19 protein-coding genes and 1 pseudogene are annotated in these 25190 nt (G+C 61.5%); 10 read left to right on the forward strand and 10 right to left on the reverse strand.

Features of this window, described 5'->3' with window-relative positions; genetic code table 11:
* The first annotated feature begins 139 nt into the window (after positions 1 to 139).
* The 7 genes from M529_RS47080 to M529_RS47115 all read left to right on the forward strand — a co-directional run bounded on the left by M529_RS47080 (position 140) and on the right by M529_RS47115 (position 11595).
* Positions 140 to 2107 carry a glycoside hydrolase family 3 protein gene (locus tag M529_RS47080; protein WP_031295840.1) on the forward strand — a complete coding sequence of 656 codons (1968 nt, stop codon included), beginning with the start codon at positions 140 to 142 and terminating at the stop codon, positions 2105 to 2107.
* A gap of 72 nt (positions 2108 to 2179) precedes the next feature.
* Positions 2180 to 2937, forward strand: a protein-coding gene (locus tag M529_RS48875) for an IS5 family transposase (protein ID WP_128830903.1) whose coding sequence is annotated in 2 segments (ribosomal slippage) — positions 2180 to 2513 and positions 2513 to 2937 — 759 coding nt in all. Because the reading frame shifts where the segments join, the coding sequence is not laid out codon by codon here.
* Positions 2938 to 3169: 232 nt separating this feature from the next.
* Entirely contained in the window at positions 3170 to 6055 is a 2886-nt protein-coding gene (locus M529_RS47095) for a TonB-dependent receptor domain-containing protein (protein WP_236617759.1), read from the forward strand.
* A gap of 149 nt (positions 6056 to 6204) precedes the next feature.
* Positions 6205 to 7215 (forward strand): LacI family DNA-binding transcriptional regulator, encoded by a 1011-nt coding sequence (locus M529_RS47100; RefSeq protein WP_031295844.1) that lies wholly within the window; start codon positions 6205 to 6207, stop codon positions 7213 to 7215.
* A gap of 59 nt (positions 7216 to 7274) precedes the next feature.
* On the forward strand, positions 7275 to 9002 hold the full coding sequence (locus M529_RS47105; protein WP_031295845.1) for a sulfatase family protein: 1728 nt from the start codon (positions 7275 to 7277) through the stop codon (positions 9000 to 9002).
* Between the two features lie 29 nt (positions 9003 to 9031).
* Positions 9032 to 10048, forward strand: coding sequence for an aldose epimerase family protein (locus M529_RS47110; RefSeq protein WP_021320131.1), 1017 nt, complete (start codon positions 9032 to 9034; stop codon positions 10046 to 10048).
* A gap of 98 nt (positions 10049 to 10146) precedes the next feature.
* Positions 10147 to 11595: a sulfatase gene (locus M529_RS47115; protein WP_031295847.1), complete on the forward strand. Its 1449-nt coding sequence runs from the start codon at positions 10147 to 10149 to the stop codon at positions 11593 to 11595.
* Positions 11596 to 11900: 305 nt separating this feature from the next.
* Here M529_RS47115 and M529_RS50485 read toward each other — a convergent pair.
* The 6 genes and pseudogenes from M529_RS50485 to M529_RS47140 all read right to left on the reverse strand — a co-directional run.
* Positions 11901 to 12002, reverse strand: a pseudogene (locus M529_RS50485) (IS481 family transposase); the annotation flags it as partial.
* 170 nt (positions 12003 to 12172) lie between these two features.
* Positions 12173 to 13522, reverse strand: a complete 1350-nt coding sequence (locus M529_RS47120; protein ID WP_013039775.1) for an IS1380-like element ISSp1 family transposase — start codon at positions 13520 to 13522, stop codon at positions 12173 to 12175.
* 100 nt (positions 13523 to 13622) lie between these two features.
* Positions 13623 to 14036 (reverse strand): hypothetical protein, encoded by a 414-nt coding sequence (locus tag M529_RS47125; RefSeq protein ID WP_021320133.1) that lies wholly within the window; start codon positions 14034 to 14036, stop codon positions 13623 to 13625.
* A gap of 263 nt (positions 14037 to 14299) precedes the next feature.
* Entirely contained in the window at positions 14300 to 14830 is a 531-nt protein-coding gene (locus tag M529_RS47130) for a VOC family protein (protein ID WP_021320134.1), read from the reverse strand.
* Between the two features lie 57 nt (positions 14831 to 14887).
* Positions 14888 to 15736: an alpha/beta fold hydrolase gene (locus tag M529_RS47135; protein ID WP_021320135.1), complete on the reverse strand. Its 849-nt coding sequence runs from the start codon at positions 15734 to 15736 to the stop codon at positions 14888 to 14890.
* The gene (locus tag M529_RS47140; RefSeq protein ID WP_021320136.1) at positions 15733 to 16587 is read right to left on the reverse strand and encodes an oxidoreductase; all 855 of its coding nucleotides are present in this window, start codon (positions 16585 to 16587) and stop codon (positions 15733 to 15735) included. Before M529_RS47140 ends, M529_RS47135 begins: the two co-directional genes overlap by 4 nt.
* A gap of 57 nt (positions 16588 to 16644) precedes the next feature.
* On the opposite strand from M529_RS47140, the gene M529_RS47145 reads away from it, so the two are divergent.
* Positions 16645 to 17547 carry a LysR family transcriptional regulator gene (locus tag M529_RS47145; protein WP_236617760.1) on the forward strand — a complete coding sequence of 301 codons (903 nt, stop codon included), beginning with the start codon at positions 16645 to 16647 and terminating at the stop codon, positions 17545 to 17547.
* Positions 17548 to 17823: 276 nt separating this feature from the next.
* Here the strand turns inward: M529_RS47145 and M529_RS47150 are convergent, their stop codons facing one another.
* From M529_RS47150 to M529_RS47165, 4 genes are all read right to left on the reverse strand, one after another.
* On the reverse strand, positions 17824 to 19413 hold the full coding sequence (locus tag M529_RS47150; RefSeq protein ID WP_031295848.1) for an alpha/beta hydrolase-fold protein: 1590 nt from the start codon (positions 19411 to 19413) through the stop codon (positions 17824 to 17826).
* Positions 19414 to 19529: 116 nt separating this feature from the next.
* Entirely contained in the window at positions 19530 to 20111 is a 582-nt protein-coding gene (locus M529_RS47155) for a DUF308 domain-containing protein (protein WP_021320139.1), read from the reverse strand.
* Between the two features lie 113 nt (positions 20112 to 20224).
* The gene (locus tag M529_RS47160) at positions 20225 to 20866 is read right to left on the reverse strand and encodes an NrsF family protein (RefSeq protein ID WP_021320140.1); all 642 of its coding nucleotides are present in this window, start codon (positions 20864 to 20866) and stop codon (positions 20225 to 20227) included.
* Positions 20856 to 21467, reverse strand: coding sequence for a sigma-70 family RNA polymerase sigma factor (locus tag M529_RS47165; protein ID WP_021320141.1), 612 nt, complete (start codon positions 21465 to 21467; stop codon positions 20856 to 20858). Before M529_RS47165 ends, M529_RS47160 begins: the two co-directional genes overlap by 11 nt.
* 121 nt (positions 21468 to 21588) lie before the next feature.
* Between M529_RS47165 and M529_RS47170 the strand changes: the two genes are divergently transcribed.
* Positions 21589 to 24528 carry a TIM-barrel domain-containing protein gene (locus M529_RS47170; RefSeq protein ID WP_021320142.1) on the forward strand — a complete coding sequence of 980 codons (2940 nt, stop codon included), beginning with the start codon at positions 21589 to 21591 and terminating at the stop codon, positions 24526 to 24528.
* A 260-nt stretch (positions 24529 to 24788) separates the two neighbouring features.
* Positions 24789 to 25112, forward strand: coding sequence for a hypothetical protein (locus tag M529_RS47175; protein ID WP_021320143.1), 324 nt, complete (start codon positions 24789 to 24791; stop codon positions 25110 to 25112).
* The last annotated feature ends 78 nt before the right edge of the window (positions 25113 to 25190 follow it).

Raw genomic sequence — 25190 nt, forward strand, 5'->3', positions numbered from 1 at the left:
ATGTCGGTCTCGCGTCACGTCGCAAAGCCGTTAGACGAGCCAATGACATAAAGCGTTCATTGAAATGCACTCTTGCCCAATTCGGCAGCTTAATCAATATAGCGCTAAATCTAATTCACGGTGAAAATGGGGGAGAGGCATGAACTGGGCGGCGCGGCAGGGACGCTTTCAACTGAGCCTTTTGGCAGTTGCCGGACTGCTGGGATCGGCTGCTCCGTTGCCCGGTACAGCTCGGGAATCAGGTCAGTGGAGAGACCTTAACCGGAACAAGAAGCTCGATCGCTATGAGGACCCTCTTCTATCCACCAAGGAGCGTGTCGATGACCTGATCGCACGGATGACGATTGAAGAAAAAGCCGGTTTAATGGTGCATTCGAGTTTGCCGGCCGAAGACTCGGAGATCGGCGCGTCGTCGAAAGGCTATGACATGCCGCGCGTACGGTCGCTGATCGAAGAGGGCAAGATCAATAGCTTCATCACGCGACTGGTGGTCACCCCAGCGGAGTTCGCGCGCCAGAATAATATGGTTCAGAAAATCGCCGAGGGCACCCGCCTCGGTATTCCGGTCACGATCAGCACCGATCCGCGTCATCATTTCCAGGCAACTCTGGGTGCGAGTACGACCGGAGGCGGCTTTACGCTCTGGCCGGATACATTGGGTTTCGCTGCGCTCGGAGACGCCAACCTTGTTCGCCGGTTCGGCGACATTGCGCGGCAGGAGTATCGCGCGGTTGGCATTCACATGGCCTTGTCTCCCCAGGCTGACGTTGGCAGCGAACCACGCTGGTCGCGCTTTTCCGCCACTTTTGGTTCCGATCCCGCGGCCATCTCCCGCCTTGCGGGGGCCTATGTCGAAGGCTTCCAGGGTGGGGCATCCGGTGTCACACGCGAAGGCGTGGCAACGGTGGTGAAGCATTGGGTCGGCTATGGCGCTGAACCGAATGGGTTTGATGGCCACAATTATTACGGTGGTCACGTCACTTTGAGCGAAACGTCCTTTGCCGATCATGTCCGCGCGTTCGAAGGCCCGTTGGCCGCGAGGAGCGAAGGGGTCATGCCGACCTACGTTGCTTTGCGTGGCGTTAAAATTGATGGAAAACTGGTTGAACCAGTAGGCGCCGGTTTTAGCAAACAGCTATTATCTGGCCTGCTCCGGCGTGAAAAGGCATATCAGGGCCTCATCATTTCAGATTGGGCGATTACGCGCGACTGCCCGGAAAGTTGTGTAGCGCCTAGCGCGGAAAATCCGCAGACGCCCTCAGCCATCGGCATGCCTTGGGGTGTCGAAAAGCTGACTGTTCCTGACCGCTTTGCGAAGGGCATAGATGCCGGCATCGATCAATTTGGCGGCGTGGACGATGCCGCACCCGTATTGGCAGCAGTGCGGAGTGGCGCGGTTAGCGAGCCGCGTATCGACGAGTCGGTTCGGCGGATATTGTTACTGAAGTTCCGCCTGGGGCTGTTCGATAACCCCTATGTCGACGAAGAAGGCGCGAGAAAGATGGTAGGGAGCGCGACATGGCAGCGCGAGGCTGACGAGGCTCAGAGGCAAAGCCAGATCCTTCTGCGAAACGAAGGCGCCATCCTGCCGCTGAATGCTCGGCAGAAAATCTGGCTTTTCGGTGCGGATGCAAAGCCCTTCAAGGCGGCGGGCTATAGCGTGGTGGACGATCCGGCCGATGCCGATGTCGCGCTGGTGCGGACCGCAACGCCTTTTGAAAAACTGCACCCTCACCACTTTTTCGGATCGCGCCAGCACGAGGGTCGGCTGGACTTCCGCGAGAATGATCCTGCAATGGCCGCCCTGAAGCGGGCCGCCGCCCACGTGCCGGTCATATTAGCCGTCGAGATGGATCGGCCGGCTGTGCTGACCAACGTTCTTCCTTACAGCAAGGCTGTCCTGGTCAATTTCGGAACCAGCGACGCGATCTTGGTCGACATCCTGTCAGGCCGGAGCAGGATTTGTGGCCATCTGCCATTCGCCCTTCCGGACTCCATGGCGGCGGTAGAACAGCAGCGATCCGACATCTCCGACGATGAAAAGCCGCTGTTCCGACATGGCGCGGGACTTTGTCTGAGAGGTGGTGGGGCCAAGGCACCTCGTTAACGACCTCCCTAGGCTCAGGACCCATTGATTGGCTGAGAGCGATGTGATTCAGGCTCCGCGAGGAGACTGAGCATGAGCGACCTGTATTGGCTGACGGACGAGCAGATGGCGCGTTTGTCGCCGTATTTTCCCAAGAGTCACGGCAAGCCTCGGGTTGATGACCGGCGGGTGCTGAGCGGGATCATCTTCGTCAATCGCAACGGGCTGCGCTGGCGAGACGCGCCCAGGGAATACGGTCCGCACAAGACGCTCTACAACCGATGGAAACGGTGGGGCGAGATGGGCGTGTTTGGCCGGATGATGGAGGGTCTGTCCGCCCAGAAAGCCGAACCGCAGACCCTCATGATCGATGCGACCTATCTCAAGGCCCACCGCACGGCTTCCAGCCTTGGGGTAAAAAAGGGGATCTCGGCCGCCTGATCGGACGGACCAAGGGCGGCATGAACACCAAGCTTCACGCCGTCACCGATGCCAACGGCCGCCCCTTGAGCTTCTTCATCACGGCCGGCCAGATCAGCGATTACACCGGCGCGGCAGCCCTGCTCGATGATCTGCCCAAGGCGCAGTGGATGCTGGCTGACCGGGGCTATGACGCCGAATGGTTCAGGGACGCGCTCGAGCAAAAGGGCATCACGCCCTGCATCCCGGGCCGGAAATCCCGTTCCTTTCCAGTGAAATACGACAAGCGCCGATACAAACGCCGCAGCCGCATCGAGATCATGTTCGGCCGCCTGAAAGACTGGCGCCGTGTGGCAACCCGCTACGACCGCTGCCCAACCGTCTTCTTCTCCGCCATCGCCCTCGCAGCTACCGTGCTCTTCTGGCTGTGATCAACGAGTCCTGAGCCTAAGCAATGTCAGCACCGCTATCGCCAACTGAGGGGACTGCGTCAAACGATGATTGACAGCGCTGCCATAGTGAATTACCGCTACATTTCTACGCGCCGTGGGCACGGCGGTTAGATGTCGTAGCTAAAACATAGTTCGGCAGGTCAGATAGACCGCCAAAACAGGGGAGGATAACATGGCTGGAGGGCGCCATCGTGAGTTTATGGGCTTTTTGTTGGCGAGCGCTGCGCTCGCATGTTCCGGCACGGCTGCAGCGCAGGAGCAGGTAAGCGAAGCGGACGCCGCGGGGGAAGGCATCATCGTTACAGGTTCGCGCGTCGTCCGCAATGGTGCAGACATGCCGACGCCCGTCACGGTGGTAGGCGCCGACCTGATCGCTCAGACGGGTGCGACCCAGCTCTCCCAGGTCATCAACGATCTTCCAGTAGTGCGTTCCGACGTGAGTGCGACGACTGCCTTCGTCGGCGGTGGCGGCAACGGCCCCGGCAACAATCTCATCAACCTGCGCGGTCTTGGCGCCGTTCGCACGCTGGTGCTTGTAGACGGGCTGCGCTTTCCCGCTACAACCTTCACCGGCCTGTTTAACACCGACCTCATTCCCAGTTCGCTGGTATCGCGGCTCGACATAGTCACCGGCGGCGCGTCGGCCGCTTATGGCTCGGACGCGGTGGCGGGTGTCGTCAACATCATTCTCAACAACAAGCTGGAAGGCGTGCGGGCCTCCGCCCAATATGGAGTAACCGATGTCGGCGACGCGGAGGAGCAGAAATATTCGTTCGGCGTCGGCCACAAGTTCCTCGATGGCCGTCTGCACATCATTGCAGGCCTCGATTATCAGGACCGTAAGCGATCAGGCACGTGCTACTCGCGCAGCTGGTGCGCCCAGGAATATGGCGTCATGTCGAACGCCAACCCGGGTCAGAACGGTCTTCCCGCGCTCATCATTTCGCCTGATGTCCGCTGGGCGCAGAACACACCGGCCGGCCTCATTGTCAGTTCGCGGCTGACCAGCGCCTTCGGCGGGCAGCAGGTATCCGATGATGGCAAGACCCTTCTACCCTTCACCTTCGGTCAGCTCTACACACCCAACAACAATCAGATGATCGGCGGATCGCGGCGCGGCATCAACCCGGCTGCCGGCGCGTTCGACCTGCAGGGGCCGCAGCAGCGTCTGGCTACTTATTTCCGGGCGGAAGCCGAACTCACCGACAAGCTCAATGCGTGGGTGGACACTTCCTACGGCCAGACCGATAATCAGGGCACCTTCGCGCAGCTTCGCTCGGGCAATCAGAACGCCGCCGGCACGGCACGGTCCGGTCCGCTGAACACCGGCGCCATCACTCTGTCGGTCAACAATCCCTTCCTGCCTGCCCAGTTGCGCCAGCAGATGCAGCAACTCGGCCTAGCGACCGTCAACATCGGCAAATCGGGCGACGGCCTGCTGGTGCCGATCGTCGATTATCATGTCGAAAGCTACCGTATCGCCACCGGTCTCAAGGGCGAACTGGGCCGCTGGACATGGGACGCCAACTATGTCCGCGGCGTCAGCAACCTGGACAATGTCGCGCGCAACATCATCAACCAGGATAATTTTTCGCGTGCGGTGCAGGCCGTCAATGGCACGGGCGCGAATGCCGGTAGAATCGTCTGCGCTGTCAATCAGTCAACAACGACGGATCCCAATTGCGAGCCGCTCAACCTGTTTGGCGTAGGAACTGCGAGTTCGGCCGCGCTGCAATATGCCTACGGCACGGCGGTTCAGCGGTCGAAGATCACGCTTGACGATATCAGCGCCAATATTCAAGGGCGCCCCTTCGACGTCTGGGGTGGGCCGGTGTCGCTTGCCGCAGGCGTTGAATATCGCCGGGAAAGCATCGCGGCCGATGTCGATGCCGTGTCGGCGAGCGGCGCGTTCGTCCAAAATTACAGCCCCTTGCATGGTCGCAGCAAGGTGTTCGAAGCCTATGCCGAAATCAATGTGCCGCTCCTGTCCAACGTTCCGTGGGCGGAGACGCTTGAGCTCAACGGTGCCGTTCGCCACGCTCATTACAAATTTTCCAGTCCCGAAGCTCCGTTAGCGGGCGGGGGGGTCGGCCCCGCCGGCTCGAGTTTCAACGCGGTCACATGGAAGCTGGGCGGGGTTTACAAGCCGGTCGACTGGCTTCGCTTTCGCGGCACTATTTCGCGCGATTTCCGTGCGCCGAACATGAACGAACAATATGTTCTGCCAAATGTGCAGAACTCCGCCATCCTTGATCCTGCAACCAACACGAGTACGCAGGTCGCGACGCAGTCAGGTGGTAACCCGAACCTGCGTCCCGAAATCTCGCATACCAAGACCTTCGGCATTACACTTCAGCCAACTGCCATCCCGAACCTTCAGCTGTCGGTCGATTATTACGACATCAAAGTCACCGGCTATATTGCAGCCGTCGGGGGGCCGACCCTGGTGACCCAATGTTTCCAGGGCGCGCAGGACGCCTGTGCCTTCGTCACCCGCGATGCTAACGGCGTCCTGACCTTCATCCGCAACATTTCGGCCAATGCGAATGAGTTGCAGGTTAAGGGATTCGACGTGGAACTGAGTTATCGCAAGCAGATCGAGAATATCGGCGTGCTGGACCTGCGCATCCTTGGTACTGCTTATACCAAGTTGACCTATGTCAACGCAGGCTCGCCGCTCGACGGCAAATGCCAGAATGGCACCGTCACGCAGCAGGCCTATCCCAGCATGTCCTGCTACCAGATCAACACGCGTCTCAACTTCACCAGTGGGCCGCTTACTCTTGGCATGCAAACGCGCTACATTCCAAAAGGGAAATTCGGCACGACCTATGTCGGGCCGGAGGATGACGGCTATAGTCCGACGCTGCCGAACAGCATTAGCGACAACCGCGTCAAAGCGATCACCTATGTGGACCTGAACGCCAGCTACCGCTTCATCGACAATGGCCGCTTCATGGTGGAGGCATTCGGTGCAATCAAGAATGCCTTCGACGCTGATCCGCCGGTTGCGCCGGCGAACAATATCGGCACCAACGCCAATCTGTACGACGTGCTGGGCCGCACCTTCCGGTTTGGCGTACGCATGTCTTATTGATCCAGTAGTTTTTCGGAAGATACGGCCGTCCTGGCTAGATGGGGGCGGCCGTATCGCATTCTGCCTCACGGCATCCGATCCAGGAATTTGCATCTTTCCGCCTGCTGCCATAGCGACTGTAGGACATGGATTGGTCGACGGAGCGGATCTTGGTCACGATCTACGATGTGGCGAACAAGGCGGGCGTGGGCATGAAAACCGTTTCCCGCGTCCTCAACGATGAAGCGCATGTCCGCCCTGCGATGAGGGCGCGCGTGCTTCAGGCGATCGAGGAACTGGGCTACCGGCCCAACCTGGCGGCTCGGCAACTTGCCGCGAACCGTTCGTTTCTCATCAGCTTCATCATGAATGATGTGACCAGCAGCTACCAGACCAGCATGTTGGTGGCGGCCTCGGCCGAATGTCGGCGACGCAATTATCATCTGGTAGTCGAAATCATGGAACCGGACGAGAGCGCGACCGGGCTGGTGGAGCGCGTTATGGCGAATCTGCGGCCTGATGGCATCATGCTGGTGCCGCCGCTCAGCAACGACGCCGATCTCATCCAGGCGATCGCCAATAGGGGAACCAAGCTGGTCAGAGTTGCTGCCACACTGCAGGGTTATGGCCATGTCGTTCCGGTCAGGGACACCGAGGTCAGCCAGAAACTGGTCGCGCACCTCCTCGCGTCGGGCAAAAAGCGCATTGCCTTGATCGCGCCGCCTTATGCGAAAGCGGCAGCGCATGAACGGGTGACGGGCTATAAGCTGGCGCTCGCCGCCGCGGAACTTCCGCTGGAATCGGACTACATAGTGCAGGGGGATTTTACTTTCGCATCAGGCAAGTCTGCCACCGAACGGCTTTTGGGCCTGCCGCAGCCACCCGATGCGATTTTCGCGGCCAACGACGCCATGGCTCTGGGCGCTATGGCAGTACTGCAGCAAAGGGGCATCGGCATCCCCGAAGACATGGCGGTGGCCGGCTTTGACGATTCGCCGGGCAGCCGGACGGTCTATCCACCGCTGACGACAGTGCGTCAGCCGATTTCAGGCATGGCTCGCGACGCGATAGCCAAATTGCTGGGCGGCCCCGTCGATCAGGAACCGCTCGTGCCCGAACTGATCATCCGTGGCTCGACGCAGGTCGGCTTTGTTGAGACGGTGATCGCCCAAGATAAGTAACCCTGTCGTTGACAGCGCTGCCAATTTCGATATCCCTTGCAGAAAATGAAGGAGGGATGATGAAAAGGCTCGGACGTAGAGGGCTGCTGGCGGCGAGCGCATTGCTGGTCACGGGCGCGGCTCATGGAACAACGTCGGCGCTCGCGCAGTCGTCAGCCATTTCCAAGCCTGTGAAGGCGCAGCCGGCCCGCAAGCCGCGGAACGTCGTCTTCATCCTGCTTGACGATTTGCGTTACGACGGAATGGGTTTTCTCCAGCCCGAACTCAAAACCCCAAATATCGACCGGCTCGCGCGTGGCGGCACTTATTTTCCGAATACGGTCGTGACCTCGTCTCTGTGCAGCCCCAGTCGGGCGACGATCCTGACCGGTGAGACCGCGCGCAATCACGGTGTTGTGGACAATGCGAACTCGTCGGAGGCTGGGCTGACTTTCTTCCCCGCCTATCTGCAGAAGGCAGGCTATCAAACCGCTTTCATCGGCAAATGGCATATGGGGAATGATGTCGATTCTCCGCGTCCCGGTTTCGACAAATGGGTCAGCTTCCGCGGGCAGGGCAGCTACTATCCTTCCAGCGGCGACCCCGACGCGGCCATCCAAGGCGGTGAGACCACGATGTGGAACGTGGATGGGAAGAAAGTCGCGCAGCAGGGCTATATCACCGACGAACTGACCGACTATGCGATGACCTGGCTACAGAAGGAGCGCGACCCGTCCAAACCCTTCTTCCTCTATCTGAGCCATAAGGCCGTCCATTCCGATCCCTTGCCCCCGCCGCGCTACCGCCATCTTTATGATAAGACCGATTTCAAGATCCCGGCGAGCGCGGCCAACACCCTGGAAAACTATCGGGGTAAGCCGATGTGGGTCTATAATCAGCGAAACACATGGCATGGTATCGACTTCTTCTACAATTCCGACATGAAGATGGCCGAATATCTGCGTTTTTATTATGGCGCGCTCGCGGCTGTCGATGACAGTGTCGGTTGCATCCTCGATTATCTCAAAAAGAGCGGCCTGGAAAAGGACACGCTGGTCGTTTTCACAGCCGACAACGGCTTTCAGATCGGCGACCATGGCCTGATTGACAAGCGTACTGCATATCAGGCGTCTGTGCGCGTGCCGATGCTCATGTATGAGCCGGGTACCGTGCCTGCCGGGGCCATTAACAACGGACGCATTCGCAACCTCGATTATGCGCCGACCTTTCTCGATCTGGCGGGCGTAGAAAGGCCTCCACAGTTCGAGGGCGTCAGCGCCTGGCCGCTGATTACGGGCAAGGTCGCGGACGGGGACTGGAAGGCACCCGATTTCACATATGAATATTATTGGGAGTGGGCCTACCCTATGACGCCGGGCACCTTCGCGATCCAGCGCGGGGACCTCAAGTATATCCAATATTATGGTGTCTATGACACCGACGAACTCTATGATCTGTCGCGTGATCCCGATGAGATGCGCAATCTAATCGACGATCCAGCCTATCTTTCTGCGAAGGTCGAACTGCGCAAGGTGCTTTATCAGCAACTGGCCAATCGAGATGGGCGGCACGCCATTCCCTTTGGTGAACGCAACGCCATCGGCAGCGTGCGGCGCAATCGCGCGGGACCTGGGGCTGCGCCTTTCCCGAACAGCTGGCTGGTCGAACCAAATCGCCTCGATCGAAAAGACAATGTCCTGCCCGACAGCCTTGAGAAACAGCGCGCGCATGATATGGGGAAAGCCTTCATGCCTTTCCCGGTCCTCGGCTCATCAGAAGCCGATACTAACGCCGGCCTGAAGCATTGAGAGGGCGGTTCCCTTTTGCAGTTGCCGCAATGGCCTCTGCGCTGTTCGCTCACGTCGAACCAGCCGGCGCATCGGAGCGCGAAGCCAGATGCCTCGATGATCGGCTTTCGGCCAGCCTCATCCGCCTCAATCCGGCAGGCTCGCGTCTGACGGCGGTCATAGCGCCCACATTGGGCGGACAACTGGTGGGTTTGCAGGTCGAGCGAGGGGGCTTGACGCGGGAACTTCTCTATCGCGGCATGGACTTTTGCCCGTCGCCCGGCTTTGCTGGAAAGGCGATGGTGATGTGGCCGGCAACCGGCCGCAGCTTCGCGGACGATCCGGCCGCTGGTTCGTCCGACCCGGCAGGATGGTGGTGGCAGGGCAGGCGGTGGCCGATGCCCATCCATGGCTTTGCGAAGGAAGAGACATGGGTGCTCGTCTCCGCGCCGGAGAAAAGCGACAGGGCGAGCGCCACGATCGCTATGCGAGATACGCCGCAAACACGCGCGCTGTTTCCCTTCTCCTTCCGCCTATTCATCACCTATGCGCTGCGTGGAAATCGCCTGAGCGTCATCCATCGGGTGACGAACCGCTCGAAGGAGGCGATGCCCTTTTCGATCGGCAATCACATCACCTTCGCCCTTCCGCTTGCAGGGGAAGGCCGCGCCTCTGAAACCCGCGTGTCCGCAGACGGGTGGCAGCGCCTGCAACTGGACTCTCTTGGACGACCGGCGGGGAGGGTGACCAGCCCGCCGCTCCTTGCCATGCCTTTGTCTGTCCTTGGAACTGAAAGGGCGCTCCCCCTACTGTGGAGCGGATTCAGGCGCCAGCCTTCGGTGACGCTGATCCAGCCGGATGTGGGGTTGATTGTGGTGACCCAACAGAGCAGCCGACCCAAGAGTGATCGCATCGTCGCCTTCAACCTGTGGGGCAATGTCGACAAAGGCTTTTTCAGTCCCGAACCATGGTATGGCCGTCAGAACGCCCTGGCCGATCGCGGGGTCGTCCGACTGCCGCCCAACCAAGGTTTCACATGGGTGTTCACTGCCGACATTCGCTTGTGAGACGAAAAAAATCAGGCCTGCTTGGCCGAACGAAGAAAGGTGTGCGCATGAACGCCAAAGGCCGGAAACAGAGGCCGCAACGCTGGGGTTGCGCTACGATGCTGGCGCTGGCGGCCTGCGCTTTGTCTCAACCTGTCCTCGCCCGGGCGAACGCCGTCGGTCAGCAGCGAACGGCGCCTACCCGGCAGCAGTCGCAGCGGATGAACGTCCTGTTCCTCATCGCCGACGATCTCAATACGCGGACGAGCGCGGCGGGCTTCAAGGATGTGCGCACGCCCAATCTGGACAGGCTGGCGGCCCGATCGGTCAACTTCGCCAATGCCTATTCCCAATATCCCTGGTGTGGGCCGAGCCGCGCGTCTTTCCTGACGGGACGGCGGCCAGATACCACCCGGGTCTGGGACTTGAAGACCATGTTCCGCAAAACCGTCCCCGATGCAGTAACGCTACCGGAATATTTTCGGCAGAACGGCTATTTTACCGGGCGCGTCGGCAAGATATTTCATCAAGGCGTGCCCGGCGACATCGGCACCAGTGGCCCGGATGACGCCCCATCATGGGACCGGGTGGTCAACCCCGCGGGCCGCGACAAGATCAACGAACGCGACGGCCGTATGACCATCTTCAACCCGCATCCATCGGGGCGGCTGGGCAGCGCGCTCGCTTTCCTGGCGGATGAAGGCACGGATGAGGAACAGACCGATGGCAAGGTCGCGACCGAAACCATCGCGATGCTAAAGGAGCAGAAGGACAAGCCCTTCTTCATCGCGGCGGGCTTTTACCGGCCGCATGTGCCGGAAGTCGCGCCTAAGAAATATTTCGACATGTACCCGCTGGCCAAGGTCCGCTTCCAGCCCGAAGACGACGCCCATCTCGCTCGGCTTCTGCCCGCGTCCTACGGGCTGGTGGGTTTCCAGAATCTCAAGCTGACGGTCGATCAGCAGCGCAGCTTCGTACGGGCCTATTACGCTGCCACCTCGTTCATGGATGCGCAGGTTGGGCGCGTGCTCGATGCTCTAAAACCGTTGGGGCTCGACCGGAACACGATCGTCGTTTTCACCAGTGACCACGGCTTCTTGCTGGGCGAGCACGGGCAGTGGGAAAAGCAGATGTTATTCGAAGGGTCTGTGAAGGTGCCGCTCATTATCAACATGCCCGGCGCGCGCGGCAACCATAAGGTGTCGCGGAAAATGGTTGAACTGGTGGACCTTTATCCGACGCTGGCCGAAATGGCCGGCCTGCCGCAACCCGACGGCATGGAAGGCAAAAGCCTCAAACCCCTTCTACAAAACCCTCGATTGCGGACATGGACGCATCCGGCCTTCAGTCAGGTGCAGGGGGGACGCAGCGTGCGCGTGGATCGGTGGCGCTATATCGAGTGGGAACAGGGAAAGCTGGGCGCGGAACTCTATGATGAAGACAATGACCCTGCTGAGCATGTCAATCTTGCGAGTGATTCCCGCTATGCGTCGGTGGTCGCCCGACTGAAGGCGCTTTTACCTAAGAGTTCGCCTGGTCCCCGGTATGGGAGCAGTAGCGCTGAGTAGTGCGTGGCTTCCACGGGCGTTCGATTTGTCAGGAGCATGGTTTTGCTGGATGCGGAGGAGCGGCGTGATCGCTGTTGCTGCCGTAATTCGAACCGGCACATGGAACCGGACCCCGCATGGTGTGACTTTCTCGCCAAACGCCTCCTGTTCGACAAATCCTGCTCGACTTCCCCATCAACCAGAGCGACAGCGTGCTTACTGAATCGCGCCGCCTGGCCGAGGACGCTTGCGATCATGGGGGCGAACAGGAGTTGGAACCCGATCCAGTGGTCGAGGATCTCATCGCCACGGCTCGTCGTAGCGGGTCAGGTGTTCAGTCCCGGCATCTGGTGGATCGGGTTGACGATGAACCGGTCTGGCTCTGCCGTCCAGATTTTGGCGATGTATTCGTGGGGTGTGAGGCCGCTAACCTCTCTTATTCACGACGCTCGGTTTCGGGCCCGCTCTGGGCATTTGCTGCGGCTGGCTGTATTGCGCGGACGACCGGCATCGCTGGCGTTTGTTTCACCGCATTCGGATTGATGGGCTTTTCGGGTTGAAGGGCTGGGCTCGGAGTTCTGCGGCGCTGCCGCATGGGCTACGTCGGCGCAGGCTTCAGCCGGAGAACGAGGGCGCGGAACAGGTCGGCATCCGGACAGGCGGAAGCGAAGGCAATGCGGATGCGGCTAGCACTTTCTACGACGCGCGCAGCGACCTTGAGCAGCCGCAGGCGCAAGGTGGTAAACTCCGCGCTTGCCAGAGCAGCGGTCCTGGGCATCGCCTGCTGGATGCGCCATAGCAGCCAGTATGCGGCAGTGTGCAGTATCAGGCGCATCTGATTGGCATTGGCCGAGCGGCACGAGGTTCGGTCGCTGGCGAGCTGGGACTTGTGGCGCTTGATCAGGTTCTCGGCCTGACCACGCGCGCAGTAGAGCGTGTCGTAGATGTGCTCGGCCGATCCTGTTGCCAACGAGGTGACGACATAGCGGATGTCCATGCCCAGCGTGCTGGCCTCGATCCGTGCAACGACGCGACGCTGGCACTTCCAGGTCTTTGCCCCATAGCGGGTCTCGGCATAGTTGCGCAGGACGGGACACTGACGCTGGGCGCGCTTGACCGCGCAGGCATCGGCGACCGCAACAATGGCGGGATCGGCGCGCAGCGCTGAATTGGTGGGCAGGCCGAACACGTAATCGACGCGGGCCGCATCGCAGTAGGCCATGACCTCGGGTCGACCATAGTGCCCGTCGCCGCGGATAGTGATGTGGGTATCGGGCCAATTACGGCGCAGGTGACGCACCAGGCGTCGGATGTGCCCCGCCGCCTCCTTTCCAGAAGGCGTCTTGCCTGTGCGCAGCAGCATGGCCACCGGCCTGCCGGTCGCGGTGTCGTAGATATGGATCGGTAGGAAGCAGCGCTCCCCATGATGCCCGTTCCAGAACGAGAGCTGTTGATAGCCATGCACGACGTCGCACGTGTCGTCGATATCCAGCGTGACCGCTGTCGGAGGGGCGGGATAGCTGGCGCAGTAGATGTCGATCATCGCGGCCATCATGCTGGCCAGTTCGCGCGTAGTCGGTGCATTTTCCCACCGGCTCATCGTCGGTTGGCTGGCCAGCCCCGCGCCCGATTCCGGCAGCTTGCCGAGCGCCAGGCGGAAGCCTGGATCGTCGCGCAGAGCATCGAGATCATCGGCATCCTCATAGCCGCACGCAATCGCGAACACACGGGCACGCAGAATGTCATCCAGGCGATGGATCACCCGCGCTGGATCGCGCGGATCGGCAATACAAGCCGCCAGGCGCTGGCAAATCCCCATCGCGCGCTCGGCCTGTGCAAGCAGTAGAACACCGCCATCCGAGGTAAGCCGGCCACCGTCGAACGCAGCTGTGATTTTCTTGCGGCCGACTGCTGGGAATCCAAATGAGCTTGCGATATCATCGTTCATGGCGGGTGTGGCCCGTGGCATTTTCTGCCCTGCGGCAGGTTCGGCTTAGACACCCAGTTCCTAATTCAGATCAGAGGCTTACGCCACTCCCGCCAACCCTTCAGGACACTTTTGGTGAATAAGGCGGGCTAAGCGTCTTGAGCCGGCGAGCGAAGTTGTTTGCTGCCATGAAGTCGAGGTGTGTGCGTAGCTGATCGTGGTTTTCGTAATGGAAACGTCGCGTCCTTGATGGTGCGTTTATCCGCTCGACCTGACCTTGGCCCACGGTTGGTTTGGCTTGCCGGTGCTCGATGTCGTTTGCCTCGCAGATCATATCGAAGTGCATCTGGCGCGACCTGGCGGTGTTGCGGTTGCGAGGCTGATCGGCGAACTGGACGCCATTATCCGTCAGGATCGCATGGATGCGGTAGGGAACGGCTTTCAGCAGGTATTCGAGAAACTCCCATGCCGTTCGCCTGTCGGCCTTGTCGACGAGTTGCGTGACGGCGAACTTGCTGGTGCGGTCGATGCCCACGAAGAGAGAGCTGGCCCTTAGCGGTCTGCACTTCGGCGATGTCCATGTGGACATGGAAGCCTGCCGGCGGCAGCCACACGCCGTGCGATTTGTCGTTCATTAGGTTCGACCTCGAGCCACTGGGATTCTGTCATCTACGACGGTCTCGCATCGCGGCACGGCGGCCGATCCGTCACGACTGCCGTCGCGGCTGCGCACTTGTTGAACCTTCGGCAGCGCCTGTATCCGCGAGGTGACGGACGCAGGCCCCTTTTTCGCTTCGCTCAATCCTCATCCTGCCACCTGCGTAGATCCGTCTCGTCATGATAGGCCATGCGGTCCGGGGTGGTGATGAATTCCATCGTCGTGCCCCACGGCATGCGGCAGTAGCAGACCTTGTTTCTGGGCCCCTTTTCGGTCGCATAGGGAATGGCGCGGGGGGCGGTGAGGGGCGTACCGCCCGCCTTTTGGAAGCGCTCCACCGATGCGTCGATGTCATCGGTGTAGAGAGCGAAGTGGGTGATACCGAAGTCGCTGGCCCGGATCGGCTGGGCTTGTTCGGGGCCATGCATTTCGAAGAGTTCGATATCAGGCCCGGTTCCGATCTTGACCATCGCCTGCGCCCGCACGATCGTTCCAGGGAAAGCGCCGACGGCCCTTTCGAATTCGGGGCCTTGCCGTGGCGGATCCTGCGGTCCGAAGGACTGGTAGATCAGCTGGCCGCCGAAGGCTTCTGCCAAGAAGGATTTTGCGGCTTCAATGTCGGGCACCGTGATGCCGATATGATTGACGCCGCGGATGACAGGTGCGGTCATGACAGTTTCCACTCTTTGTAGTTGCGCGTCGAGTCTATGATGGCGCGGGCGCTGGGTTCACTTGGCCTTGAGGAACTCGATCAGGGCGGCCGCCACTTCATCCGGCCGTTCGTCCGCCACATAGTGGCTGCACCGCGCGATTGAGCCGCCCGTCACAGTGCCGGCGAACTCCTTGAGCATCGGTACCATGTGCGGGCCGAAGCGCTGATCCCCACCTAGGCCAAGCACGGGTATGTCCAGCAGTTGTTTCTTGTATTCCAGCGCGGCCGCATGGTCGACGCTAAGCGTCCGATACCATTCCATACCGCCGCGCGTGCGGCCAGGGAGCGCCATCGCCTTGGCATATATCTCGACGTCCGCCGGATCGAAGCTGCTGTGATCGTAGAACCGTTCGGATATGAATGCCGAGATATAGTCATATTCTCGGCCGTGGATCAGACGTTCGGGCAGGTCGCGGTTCATATGGAAGCCGAAGTGCCAGAGCCTTGCGGTCGTCGCCTCCCAACCGGTCCAGCCGGGAAGCGGAACGTCGAGGACGGCCAGATGGGTGACAGCCTGACGGTAGATGGCGGCCTGCGGCAAGGCGATCATTCCGCCGATGTCATGGCCGCACACTGCGTAGCGTTCATGCCCGAGAGCAATCATCACATCATGCGCGTCTTGCGCCATCGTTGCCTTATCATAGCCGCCCCGCGGGCAGTCGGAAAAGCCCGCGCCGCGCAGGTCGATGGCCACCACGCTGAAATGCTCGGCCAGGAGCGGCATCACCTTGTGCCATTCCCACCATGTCTCAGGCCAGCCGTGCAGCAGCAGGATCGGCGGGCCTGAGCCTCCCGTGACGGCGTTGATCTTGATGCCGTTCGCCGGCACCAACTGCTGGGTAAAGCCTGGCAAGGCTGTGATCATGATGGCTCTCCGGTTGTGTTTTGATGTTCAAGCGGATCGAAATTGGTCGCGATCGTGATGTCACGCCAGGCGTCGATGTCGCGGCGGAAGGCCGCCAGCTTACGCTCGGCGATCGCGTGCGCGGCCGGCCCGAGGGGCAGATGAAGCGGGGCATCGTCGGCATCGACGGCTTGCAGGATCACCGCGACCGCCTTGTCGGGATCGCCCGCCTGATGACCGTCGTTGGTCTCGCGATAGGGCTTGCGCGAGGTCGCGGCATATTCCGGCATCTCGTTTGCCGCCATCGTGATCGAACGGCCCAGGAAGTCGGTGCGGAACGGGCCGGGCTCGACGATAAGCACGCGAATGCCGAACGGCTTGAGTTCGCCGGCGAGCGCCTCGGAAATCCCTTCCACGGCAAACTTGCTGGCGTGGTAGTAGCCGCCGCCGCCCCGGCCCTCGATGCCCGCGCCGGACGACATATTGACGATCGTTCCGCCGGAACGTCGCAGGACCGGCAGCGCGGCTCTGGTGGTCTCGATCAGCCCGAAGACGTTGACCTCGAACATCGGCCGATATTCCTCGGGCGTTGCTTCCTCGATCGCGCCGAACAGCGCGTAGCCGGCGTTGTTCACGAGCACGTCGAAGCCGCCAAAGGTCTCGACCGCCTTTGCGACTGCTGCCCTGGCTGCCGCGGCATCGGTCACGTCGAGCGGCAAGGTGATCATGCGGTCGCCGAAAGGCCCGGCCATGTCCTCGATCGTCTCGACATTGCGGGCCGTCGCGACGACCCGGTCGCCCCGCTGTGCTGCCGCGAGCGCGAGCCGCCGGCCAAAGCCGCTTGAGCAGCCAGTGATGAGCCAGGTTTTCATGATTAGGTACCTCCAGATGGAGGGAATCTAGGCATTTAGATTTGTTCTTTTAGTGACATGATCGTACTCTCGCCGTTCACTTTTGTACGGGCAGTCGCGATGGAATGGAGTGACGTCAGGATCTTTCTTGCTGTTGCGCGGTCGGGTACCCTCGGCGGAGCCGCGCGGTCGCTTCAGACGAGCCATCCGACCGTCGGCAGGCGCCTTCGCGCGCTTGAACAGGCGATGGGTCACACGCTCTTCCAGCGCACAGCCGATGGTCTGGTTCTGACCGAAGAGGGCCACGGTATCATCGCGCTGGCCGAACAGATGGAGGAAGGCGCGCTGGCCATGGAGCGCCGGCTTGCGGGGCAGGAGCAGGATCTAAGGGGCAGCCTGCGCATTTCGTCAGCGGACTGGTTCGGGGCCTACGTCCTCCCTCCTATCCTGGCGGATTTCTCGAAAGCCTATCCCAATGTCGATGTGGAGATCCTGACCGGCACGCGCCAATTCAGCCTCGCCCAACGGGAAGCCGATGTCGCCTTTCGTATCGTTCCGTTCAACACGGCCGATGTCATTCAGCGACGGCTCTTCAGGCTCGAATATGGCGTCTACATCGCGGAGGAAGCTGCTGATCCCAACTTTGGCGACGGAACCGGCTTCCGACTGATCACCCATGACACATCCACGGGCCATTTCCCGGACATCGCTTGGCTCACCGAGAGTTTCCCCAATGCGAGACCAATCTTGCGATCCAACAATCGCAACGTCCAGGGACGCATGTGTCGGGAAGGTGTCGGCATCGCCGTCCTGCCCCGCGTGGTTGGGAATCAGATCCCGGGTATCCGCAAACTGGACCTGCCGACGCCGCCGCCAGCGCGAGACATCTGGATGGGGTACCACCGGGATCTACGGCGCCTTAAACGTCTTCGGGCGTTCATCTCAACGGTATCGGACCACCTCGTGAACGCGACCGCATGATGTGCGGCGGGAAATGACTCGAGTGGCCGGAGAACGCCAAGAACAGGGCTGGCGCGCTTGCGTGCACGGTGGTTGCAGTAGGGGCGGTGCGCGGTTCGCATCCGTTGCGTCCTGGAGTCGGTCAGAAACCGCCGTATCGACGCGCGCGTGAGTGCGCAGCCGACGGGGTTGCTATTGCTGCGCATGAGCATGGAGAAGCTCCGCGCACCCAAAGCTTTTGGTTGATGAGAGCTCCGCGCTGGGCACTCTCTGTCCCCGGCCCTCAAGCAATTCCCCTCAGCGCCGCGGCTGAGCCACCGCTGGCCGCGCCACCGCGTACATGCCCAGTGCCATTTCCCGGTAATAGGCGTTGCGATCACCATCTCGCGCATAGACTTCATTGATGCTGTGCGATGCGCCGGGCACATAGAGAAAGTGGGCCCGCCCGCCGACCTTGCGGAAGGCGGCCTCCAGTCGGTGAACGGCGCCGTCGAGATAATAGGAATCGGCGGTCCCGACCGCGACATGGACCTTACCGTCCAGATCATGCCGCAATCGGGACCAATCGGTCTCGATCCGATGGCCGATGTCATAATGATCCCGCCAGTAAGCGGCGACATCGGGATCGATCGCGCCGGTCACACGATCGAACAGAGAGGCCGGCGTCCCGTCCGCGCGGCGCGGCGAGAAGGTCCAGTCGAAAGATCGCAGCTGGCCGCCGTTATGGCCAAGCACGGTCTCGATCCTCGCGGCCTCCTCGATCGTCATTCTCACGCGGCCATGGGCGCGCTCCAGCGGCCGCGGTGTGCCATTGCCGTCGCGGTACATGTTGGCGCCCCGTTGATAGATGTCGACGCCGATGAAAGCCCGGAAATCGACGGGATCAGGAGACGACGGCCAGCTTCCGCCGAAGAAGGCGGGATAACGCACCATCGCCCAGAGCGCGAACCATCCACCCGAACTATGGCCGGTCAAAAATCGGCCGGAGGGCCTGGCGTCCATCCGATAGCGGCTTTCCAGATACGGTATGATCTCTTTTGTCAGCGCTTCGCCCCAGGGGCCGTTATTCATGCTATCGGCAAATTCGGTCGTTCCAGTCGGGGAGGAGAAGTCTAGCGTTACCCAGATCATGGGCGGCATGGCTTTGATCTCCATCAGATGCCAGATGCGCGAGAGCATCTGCCCATCCAGCCTGTGGTTTGATCCGAATGCGCCGGTGGTGTAGACGGTCGGAAAGGTGATGCGGCCGTGGGGATCATAGCCCGGCGGGGTGAGCACCCAGGCCGCGAGGCTCTGGGGCGTGCCGCGAAAGCGGGTGAGCGCCGTGGACAGGACCCGTTCGTCGTGCAGATGCGGCTGCGAGGCGAGAATCTGTTCCGCGGCGCGCGGGGGAAGCCCGGTGACATCGAATTGCGCGGCGGCTGGCGGCAGTTCATGGTCGAGGGCGATCGATGGCCTCGCGTCCAACGGAAAGCGAAGCGTCACCGTTCGCGAGACCAGGTCGCCTTCTCCCCGTCCGCCATAATTATAGCCGCCATCGCGATCGAGTACGACCTGCACCCGATATTCGCCCGGAGACAGGGCGGCGAGCCCTTTGGGAAACGCCTCTTCCTGGGCGTCGATGGTGACGGTGTGATCCTGTCCGAAGCTCGCGACATCGCGACCCGCCAGGAAAATTGGGGCATCGTCGGGACCGTTCAGGTCCACATCCTCGCTGTTGCTGTTGTCGGCGCTCAACGGCGACGCGAAAAGCAGCAACCGACCGGAAGCGTCGTTCCCCAGCGCATCAGGCAGGCTGATGTCGAAGCGGGTTTCGGGAAGTGTCGCGCCGGTCAGGGCCAGGAGCGGCAGGGGAAGCAGAAGGAAGCGGGTCATTGCGGTCGGCATTTCCGTTGCTGATCGGCGACTTGGGATGGTTCGGTACGCCGGCACTGACCGATAGGGCCGTGCCGGCGCAGTCCACCACCCTTGTGGAGCCTGGCTTGGCGAAGCGGCGGGGCTGTTCAGGCAACAACAACCGTCGACCGGCGACGCGCGTCGCTGATCGTCAGGGATATTGCCGAGACGAGGAAGTAGAAGGCGCCGAACGCCGCATAAGGTGCGATATCGGCGATGCTGACCGCCGCGGCTCCGGCGGCCTGGACGAGCATGTGAACGCCGGCCAGGCCGGACTGACCGCCACTCAGGATCATCGCCCATTGCGCTCCGGCAGTCTTCCAGCGCTTTATGCCGGTGATGAGCTGGAACAGGCCCGAAAGCACGGCCCACACGCCAAAAATCTTGAGCACCGCATGCATGCCGTGGGGCAGGGTCGCCGCCACGGCGACGGCAGTCACCACGCTGACGACGAAATTCAGCATCTGGCTCCTGTTCCGGGCCAGGCCGCCGCTGCGGCGGGCATCGAGATAATTCGCCAGCGCGTCCCAGGCCGGGTAGGCGACGAGCATGACCGCAGCCAGCGCCAGTATGCTCCTGCCCAGGGTGAAGGCGAGCGCGACCCACGCCGCGGAAACCGCAAAGCGCAGATAGTAATAGCTTTTGAGCCAGTTCTGGTTCGTGCCTTGCTTCTCTTTGACCGTCTTCATGAGGATAATCCTTTCAGTTATGAGGGCACAGCCTTCCCGTTCCCGAAAATCGGGCGGCATTGTTGAGGGCGTTAGCGATGGCGCGGCCTGTAGTTCGGCCGCCGATATCGAGCTTAAAGGCTGAAGCGCCGTGGTAATCGCCAGCGTGCTGCGGCCGTGACGGCAGCGCAGCCGACGCTATACCAAACCACTACGTAGAGCGGGTCGTTAAAGGGGCAGCAGAAGGCGAAAACGAATGCGCCACAGGCGCCGGCCGCAATGCCCGACGCAAGCGCGCTGAGCTTCGGCTGCGTCGGCGCAGCGCGCCGCATCAGCGCTCCCAGCACCGTGACCACCGGCAGCGAGAGAACGAAGATCGATGCCGCGCACAGCACCCCGCTGGCTGGGGCGGTGCGCTCCAGAAGCGTCCTTTCGGCCACGCCTTCAGGCGCGACGAACAGGCTGGCGAAAATCGCGGCGGCTCCGACGGCGGCGGCCATGATCACCCCTCGCGCCGGCCGCGCGGTCGGCGAAAAAGAGCGGATGGCGCACGTACAGGCCACCACTGCCAGAAGGCCGAGGCTCGCCACGCGCCACATCAGAAAGGGGGAATCGGGGATGTGGTGCATGTCGTGGCGCATGAGGCCCAAAGCGAGGAAAAGAGCGAGCTCCAGCGCGCCGATCCCAAGGACGAGTCCGGCTTCGCGCAGCATGTTCCGGCGCTGGACCTGCGTGAGATTGGCGGACAGATCGATTATCAGGGATTCATTCGACATCGGGCGTCTTCTCTATGATGGCTGCCAGGCGCGCGATGCCGCGATGGATGTTCATCTTCACCGCGGACGGGGAGAGGCCGGTCTGCCTGGAGGCGTCCTCCACACTATAGCCCTGCACCCGTACCAGCAGGATCGACTGAGCCTGAGCGGGGCGAAGTTGTTCAAGCAGGCCGGTCAACACCGATCTGCTGACTATCGCCGTCTCATGATCCTCGACCGGGATCTCGTCGGACAGCTCCACGAGCGGGCGGCGTGACAGTTTGCGGAGCTGATCGACCCACTTGTTCTTGGCGATCGCCGCCAGCCATGGGCCGAAGGGGTATCGCGGATCGTAGGTATGGCGGCGGCGATGGATGGCCAGGAGCGTCTCCTGAATCGCATCGTCCACTTGGCCCGACGGAAGTCGGCGCTGGAAGTAGCGGGTCAGCCATTCGGACACTTCGCCCAGCAATCGCCTGTATGCGCCGCCGTGCCCATCCTGCGCCGCCGCCATCAGGCTGCTCCAGCTGTCGAGCGTTTCCTGAGCGTGGCGCAGACGGCCGGCATCGGTCGGCCCGGACGACGGTTTGGAGATCAATCTCGAGAGGAAGTCCGAGCCCATGCCTTCCTAATTCGCGCTATGTGCGCCTTCGGTCACTCGATGCGGCTTTTTTTGTAATCGCTGGAAATATCTGCGTAAACAGCGTCGTGAATGCGACTCGGTGCTGAGGATGGAGAGTCGAATGCGTACCGGATATCGGCTTTGGGCGTCGGCAGCGCTTCTGGCCTTCAGCATTGCGCCGGTCTCAGCGCGGGCGTTGGAAGCTGCGCAGAGCGCCGCTTCGACGGGGCTTGATGCCCGCGGTCACCTGCAAAGCGTGATGCCAGGCGCTGCCAGCGGCTTCGCCTTCGCCCGTCTTGCCCAGGGGGTGCAGATCCGCGTGGGCGACATCACCAAGAATCTGATCTTCTATGGCCCGGCGACGCTGCGCGTGAACGCCACGTTGGGCGAAAACTACTGGACCGCGCCCAGCCTGGCTGTCATCGCCAAGCCACAATCCGTTGCCTTCACCGTTTCCGAGACCGCCGACACGCTCACCATCAGGAGCGCGAAGCTGCGCGTCGAGGTCAGCAAGGCGAACGGCGCTCTGCGTTTTTACGACGCCTCTGGGAAGCTCTACACCGAGGAAAATGCCGCAGCGCCCCAGACGCTGAAGAAGATGATGATATCCGGCGCGCCGACGCTGGAGGCCAGCAACAGCTTCACGCTGCGCCCGGACGAGGCGCTCTATGGTCTTGGCTTCAACGGCACCGACACCAGCAATCGCCGGGGAAAGGATCTGCTGCTCGTCCAGACCAATGTCGGCATCATCATTCCGGTGCTGATGTCCTCCCGCCGCTATGGCGTGCTATGGGACAGCTATTCGCAGATGCGGTTCAAGGACGATGCCAATGGCGCATCGATGTGGGCCGAAAGCGCGCCGGGCGGCGTGGATTATTATTTCATGGCGGGTGAGACGTCCGACGCCGTAGTCGGGGCCTATCGTGCCTTGACTGGCCAGGCGCCGATGTATCCCAAGCAGGCGTTCGGCCTGTTCATGAGCAAGGAGCGCTATAAGACACAGGCGCAGCTGCTCGATGTCGCCCGCAATTTCCGCAAGGATGGCTTTCCGCTCGATTATATCGTCCAGGATTGGCAATATTGGGGATCGGACAAGGACGGCAGCTGGAGCGGCATGACCTGGGATCCGACCCGCTATCCCGATCCCGCCGGCATGGCCCGCGAGGTGCACGATCTCCACATGAAGCTGATGGTGTCGATCTGGCCTTCCATCGGGAACGACACGGCGCTGGCGAAGGAACTCGACAGCCACGGCCTGCGCTTCGAGCCGCTCCACTGGATTTCGAAACATGCGCGCGTCTATGACGCCTACAGCCCGCTGGGCCGGCAGATTTATTTCAAGCACATCAAGTCGGGCCTGCTCGACAAGGGCGTCGATGCGCTGTGGATGGACGGCACGGAGATCGAAGTGTCGAGCGCGATGTGGAACGCGCAGGACAATATCCGCGATACCAAGGCGCTGGGCAGGAACGCGCTCGGCGACTTTACCCGCTACCTCAATCCCTATTCGCTGCTGACCACGCAGGGCACCTATGACGGGCAGCGCGCGACGAGCGAAAAGCGTGTGTTCACGCTCACCCGGTCCGGCTGGGCGGGCGCGCAACGCACGGCGGCGGCTTCGTGGAGCGGGGACATCTATTCGAGCTGGAAGACGTTGAAGCAGCAGGTGGCCGACGGCGTCAACGTGACGGTCACCGGCAATCCCTATTGGACCCAGGACACGGGCGGCTTCTTCGTCGCGGACTTTCCGGGTGGCGAGAAGAACCCTGCATGGCGGGAGCTCTATGCCCGCTGGCTGCAATTCTCGGCGTTCAATCCGCTCATGCGCATCCACGGCACCAATGTCGAACGCGAGCCCTATCTGTTCAGGACGATGGACCCGGCGGTCTATGCCTCGCTGCTCAAGTCCACCCGGCTGCGCTACCGCATGCTGCCCTATATCTACAGTCTCAGCGCCAAGGTGACATCGGACGGCTATACGCTGATGCGGCCGCTGATGATGGACTTCCCCGACGATCGCGCAACCGACACGATCGACGACAGCTTCATGTTCGGCCCCTCGATCCTGGTGCACCCGGTCACGCGGGCGATGTACAACATCCTGCCACCGCCGGCTGCCACCATCCCCGCGGAATTTCTGCGCACTCCCGACGGCCAGCCGGGGCTTGCAGGTCAATATTTCGAGGGCGAGAATTTCGAGACGCCTAAATCCCGCTTCGTCGATCTCAAGGTCGATCACACCTGGCCCGACCCGCCGCTGGCTGAAATTCCGGCCGGCCTTGCCAACCTTCAGCATTTTTCCGCCAAGTGGGAGGGCACGATCACGGCGCCGGAAGATGGCGAATATGAGATAGGGCTGGAGGGCAATGACGGCTTTCGCCTGACGCTGGATGGCAAGACGGTCGTAGAAGACTGGGCGGCGGGTTCCGCGCGCTACAAGGGCGCCACGATCACGCTGGGCAAGGGGCAGGCGGTCAAGGTCGGCATCGACTATTATCAGATAGACGGCAATCGCGTGCTCCGCCTTGCCTGGCGTCGTCCCAGCGAGCGACAGGCGATCGCCGGACCCAAGCCCGCACTCGACGAGAGCATGGAGACCTATCTGCCCGCCGGGGCGGGGTGGTACGACTTCTGGACAAACGAGCGCTATGAGGGCGGTCGCCGCGTGACGCGGCAGGCGCCGCTCGACCTGATCCCGCTCTATGTGCGGGCTGGGTCGATCCTGCCGATGGGGCCGAACGTCCAATATGCGACGCAGGACCCGGCCGCCGCCTATGAAGTGCGTATCTACCCCGGCGCCGACGCGCGCTTCACCCTCTACGAGGATGACAACGAAACCTACGCCTATGAAAAGGGCGCTTGCGTCACATATGATCTGGTGTGGAACGATACCACCAAGACGCTGACCGTGGGTGCGCGTCAGGGCAGCTTCCCCGGAATGACGCCCCGCCGCGACCTCAAGATTGTGCTCATGAGCAGCACGGGCAAAGGCGGCGTGGACGTGCTACCGGCGACCAAGGTCATTTCCTACACCGGCAAGGCCGCGAAGGTGCAGTTCTGAAGAGTGAGCGCCTGCCAGTCACTTCGCCGCTGGCGTTTTGATCGACAGGCGGTCGCCATGGCGCGAACATTCGCGGTCGGTACAGCGCCGGATCAGGTGGGGACTCTCTGGAAGGTAATCGCTCGGCCAAACATTGGCGAGCCCATATAGCCCCGCATTTTTCGCGCGTTGTGTCGGCCGAAGAGTATTGTCCGGCGGGACTGGGCGCGTTTTGCGTCATGGATAATGAGTTAGAGGTACGTTCCACAGGGAGGTTGGGAATGATCGACGGGGGGTGCCTCGGGGCGCGGGTTGCTGGCTCCATCGCGATGATGGAGTTGTACGTCGCGGCCATCCCCCTGCGGGCCGGGGCGCAGCTGGTGGACGACCCCAATCACATCATCGGCGAAGGGCCGAACCACAGCCAATTGATGCAGACGGCCGAGCATCCGACCGACGGCATCGGCGGCCGTCTGACCAATTCCCCGCAGATGCACCCGGCCGAGGACTGGAAAGTTCATCCACGACCCGCTCGATTATGGCAGCCGCGTCTACCATACCAGCATCGACACCTTCGATCACCTGAAGGCGGAAGGCGTGTATGACGATCCGTCGGAAGACTGACGATCGGGTGTAGGGCGGACGGTTGCCAGCTACCTTGCCCTCGCTCGAAAAACTGCCCT

The sequence above is a fragment of the Sphingobium ummariense RL-3 genome, from assembly GCF_000447205.1.
In the GTDB taxonomy this organism is placed as follows: Bacteria; Pseudomonadota; Alphaproteobacteria; order Sphingomonadales; family Sphingomonadaceae; genus Sphingobium; species Sphingobium ummariense.

What these genes read in the sequence shown, in the direction of transcription:
- M529_RS47080 (WP_031295840.1), top strand. Translation starts at nt 140, where the DNA reads ATGAACTGGGCGGCGCGGCAGGGACGCTTTCAACTGAGCCTTTTGGCA.
- M529_RS47105 (WP_031295845.1), top strand. Translation starts at nt 7,275, where the DNA reads ATGAAAAGGCTCGGACGTAGAGGGCTGCTGGCGGCGAGCGCATTGCTG.
- M529_RS47110 (WP_021320131.1), top strand. Translation starts at nt 9,032, where the DNA reads ATGGCCTCTGCGCTGTTCGCTCACGTCGAACCAGCCGGCGCATCGGAG.
- M529_RS47115 (WP_031295847.1), top strand. Translation starts at nt 10,147, where the DNA reads ATGCTGGCGCTGGCGGCCTGCGCTTTGTCTCAACCTGTCCTCGCCCGG.
- M529_RS47120 (WP_013039775.1), bottom strand. Translation starts at nt 13,522, where the DNA reads ATGAACGATGATATCGCAAGCTCATTTGGATTCCCAGCAGTCGGCCGC.
- M529_RS47130 (WP_021320134.1), bottom strand. Translation starts at nt 14,830, where the DNA reads ATGACCGCACCTGTCATCCGCGGCGTCAATCATATCGGCATCACGGTG.
- M529_RS47135 (WP_021320135.1), bottom strand. Translation starts at nt 15,736, where the DNA reads ATGATCACAGCCTTGCCAGGCTTTACCCAGCAGTTGGTGCCGGCGAAC.
- M529_RS47140 (WP_021320136.1), bottom strand. Translation starts at nt 16,587, where the DNA reads ATGAAAACCTGGCTCATCACTGGCTGCTCAAGCGGCTTTGGCCGGCGG.
- M529_RS47145 (WP_236617760.1), top strand. Translation starts at nt 16,645, where the DNA reads ATGATCGTACTCTCGCCGTTCACTTTTGTACGGGCAGTCGCGATGGAA.
- M529_RS47150 (WP_031295848.1), bottom strand. Translation starts at nt 19,413, where the DNA reads ATGCCGACCGCAATGACCCGCTTCCTTCTGCTTCCCCTGCCGCTCCTG.
- M529_RS47155 (WP_021320139.1), bottom strand. Translation starts at nt 20,111, where the DNA reads ATGAAGACGGTCAAAGAGAAGCAAGGCACGAACCAGAACTGGCTCAAA.
- M529_RS47160 (WP_021320140.1), bottom strand. Translation starts at nt 20,866, where the DNA reads ATGTCGAATGAATCCCTGATAATCGATCTGTCCGCCAATCTCACGCAG.
- M529_RS47165 (WP_021320141.1), bottom strand. Translation starts at nt 21,467, where the DNA reads ATGGGCTCGGACTTCCTCTCGAGATTGATCTCCAAACCGTCGTCCGGG.
- M529_RS47170 (WP_021320142.1), top strand. Translation starts at nt 21,589, where the DNA reads ATGCGTACCGGATATCGGCTTTGGGCGTCGGCAGCGCTTCTGGCCTTC.
- M529_RS47175 (WP_021320143.1), top strand. Translation starts at nt 24,789, where the DNA reads ATGATCGACGGGGGGTGCCTCGGGGCGCGGGTTGCTGGCTCCATCGCG.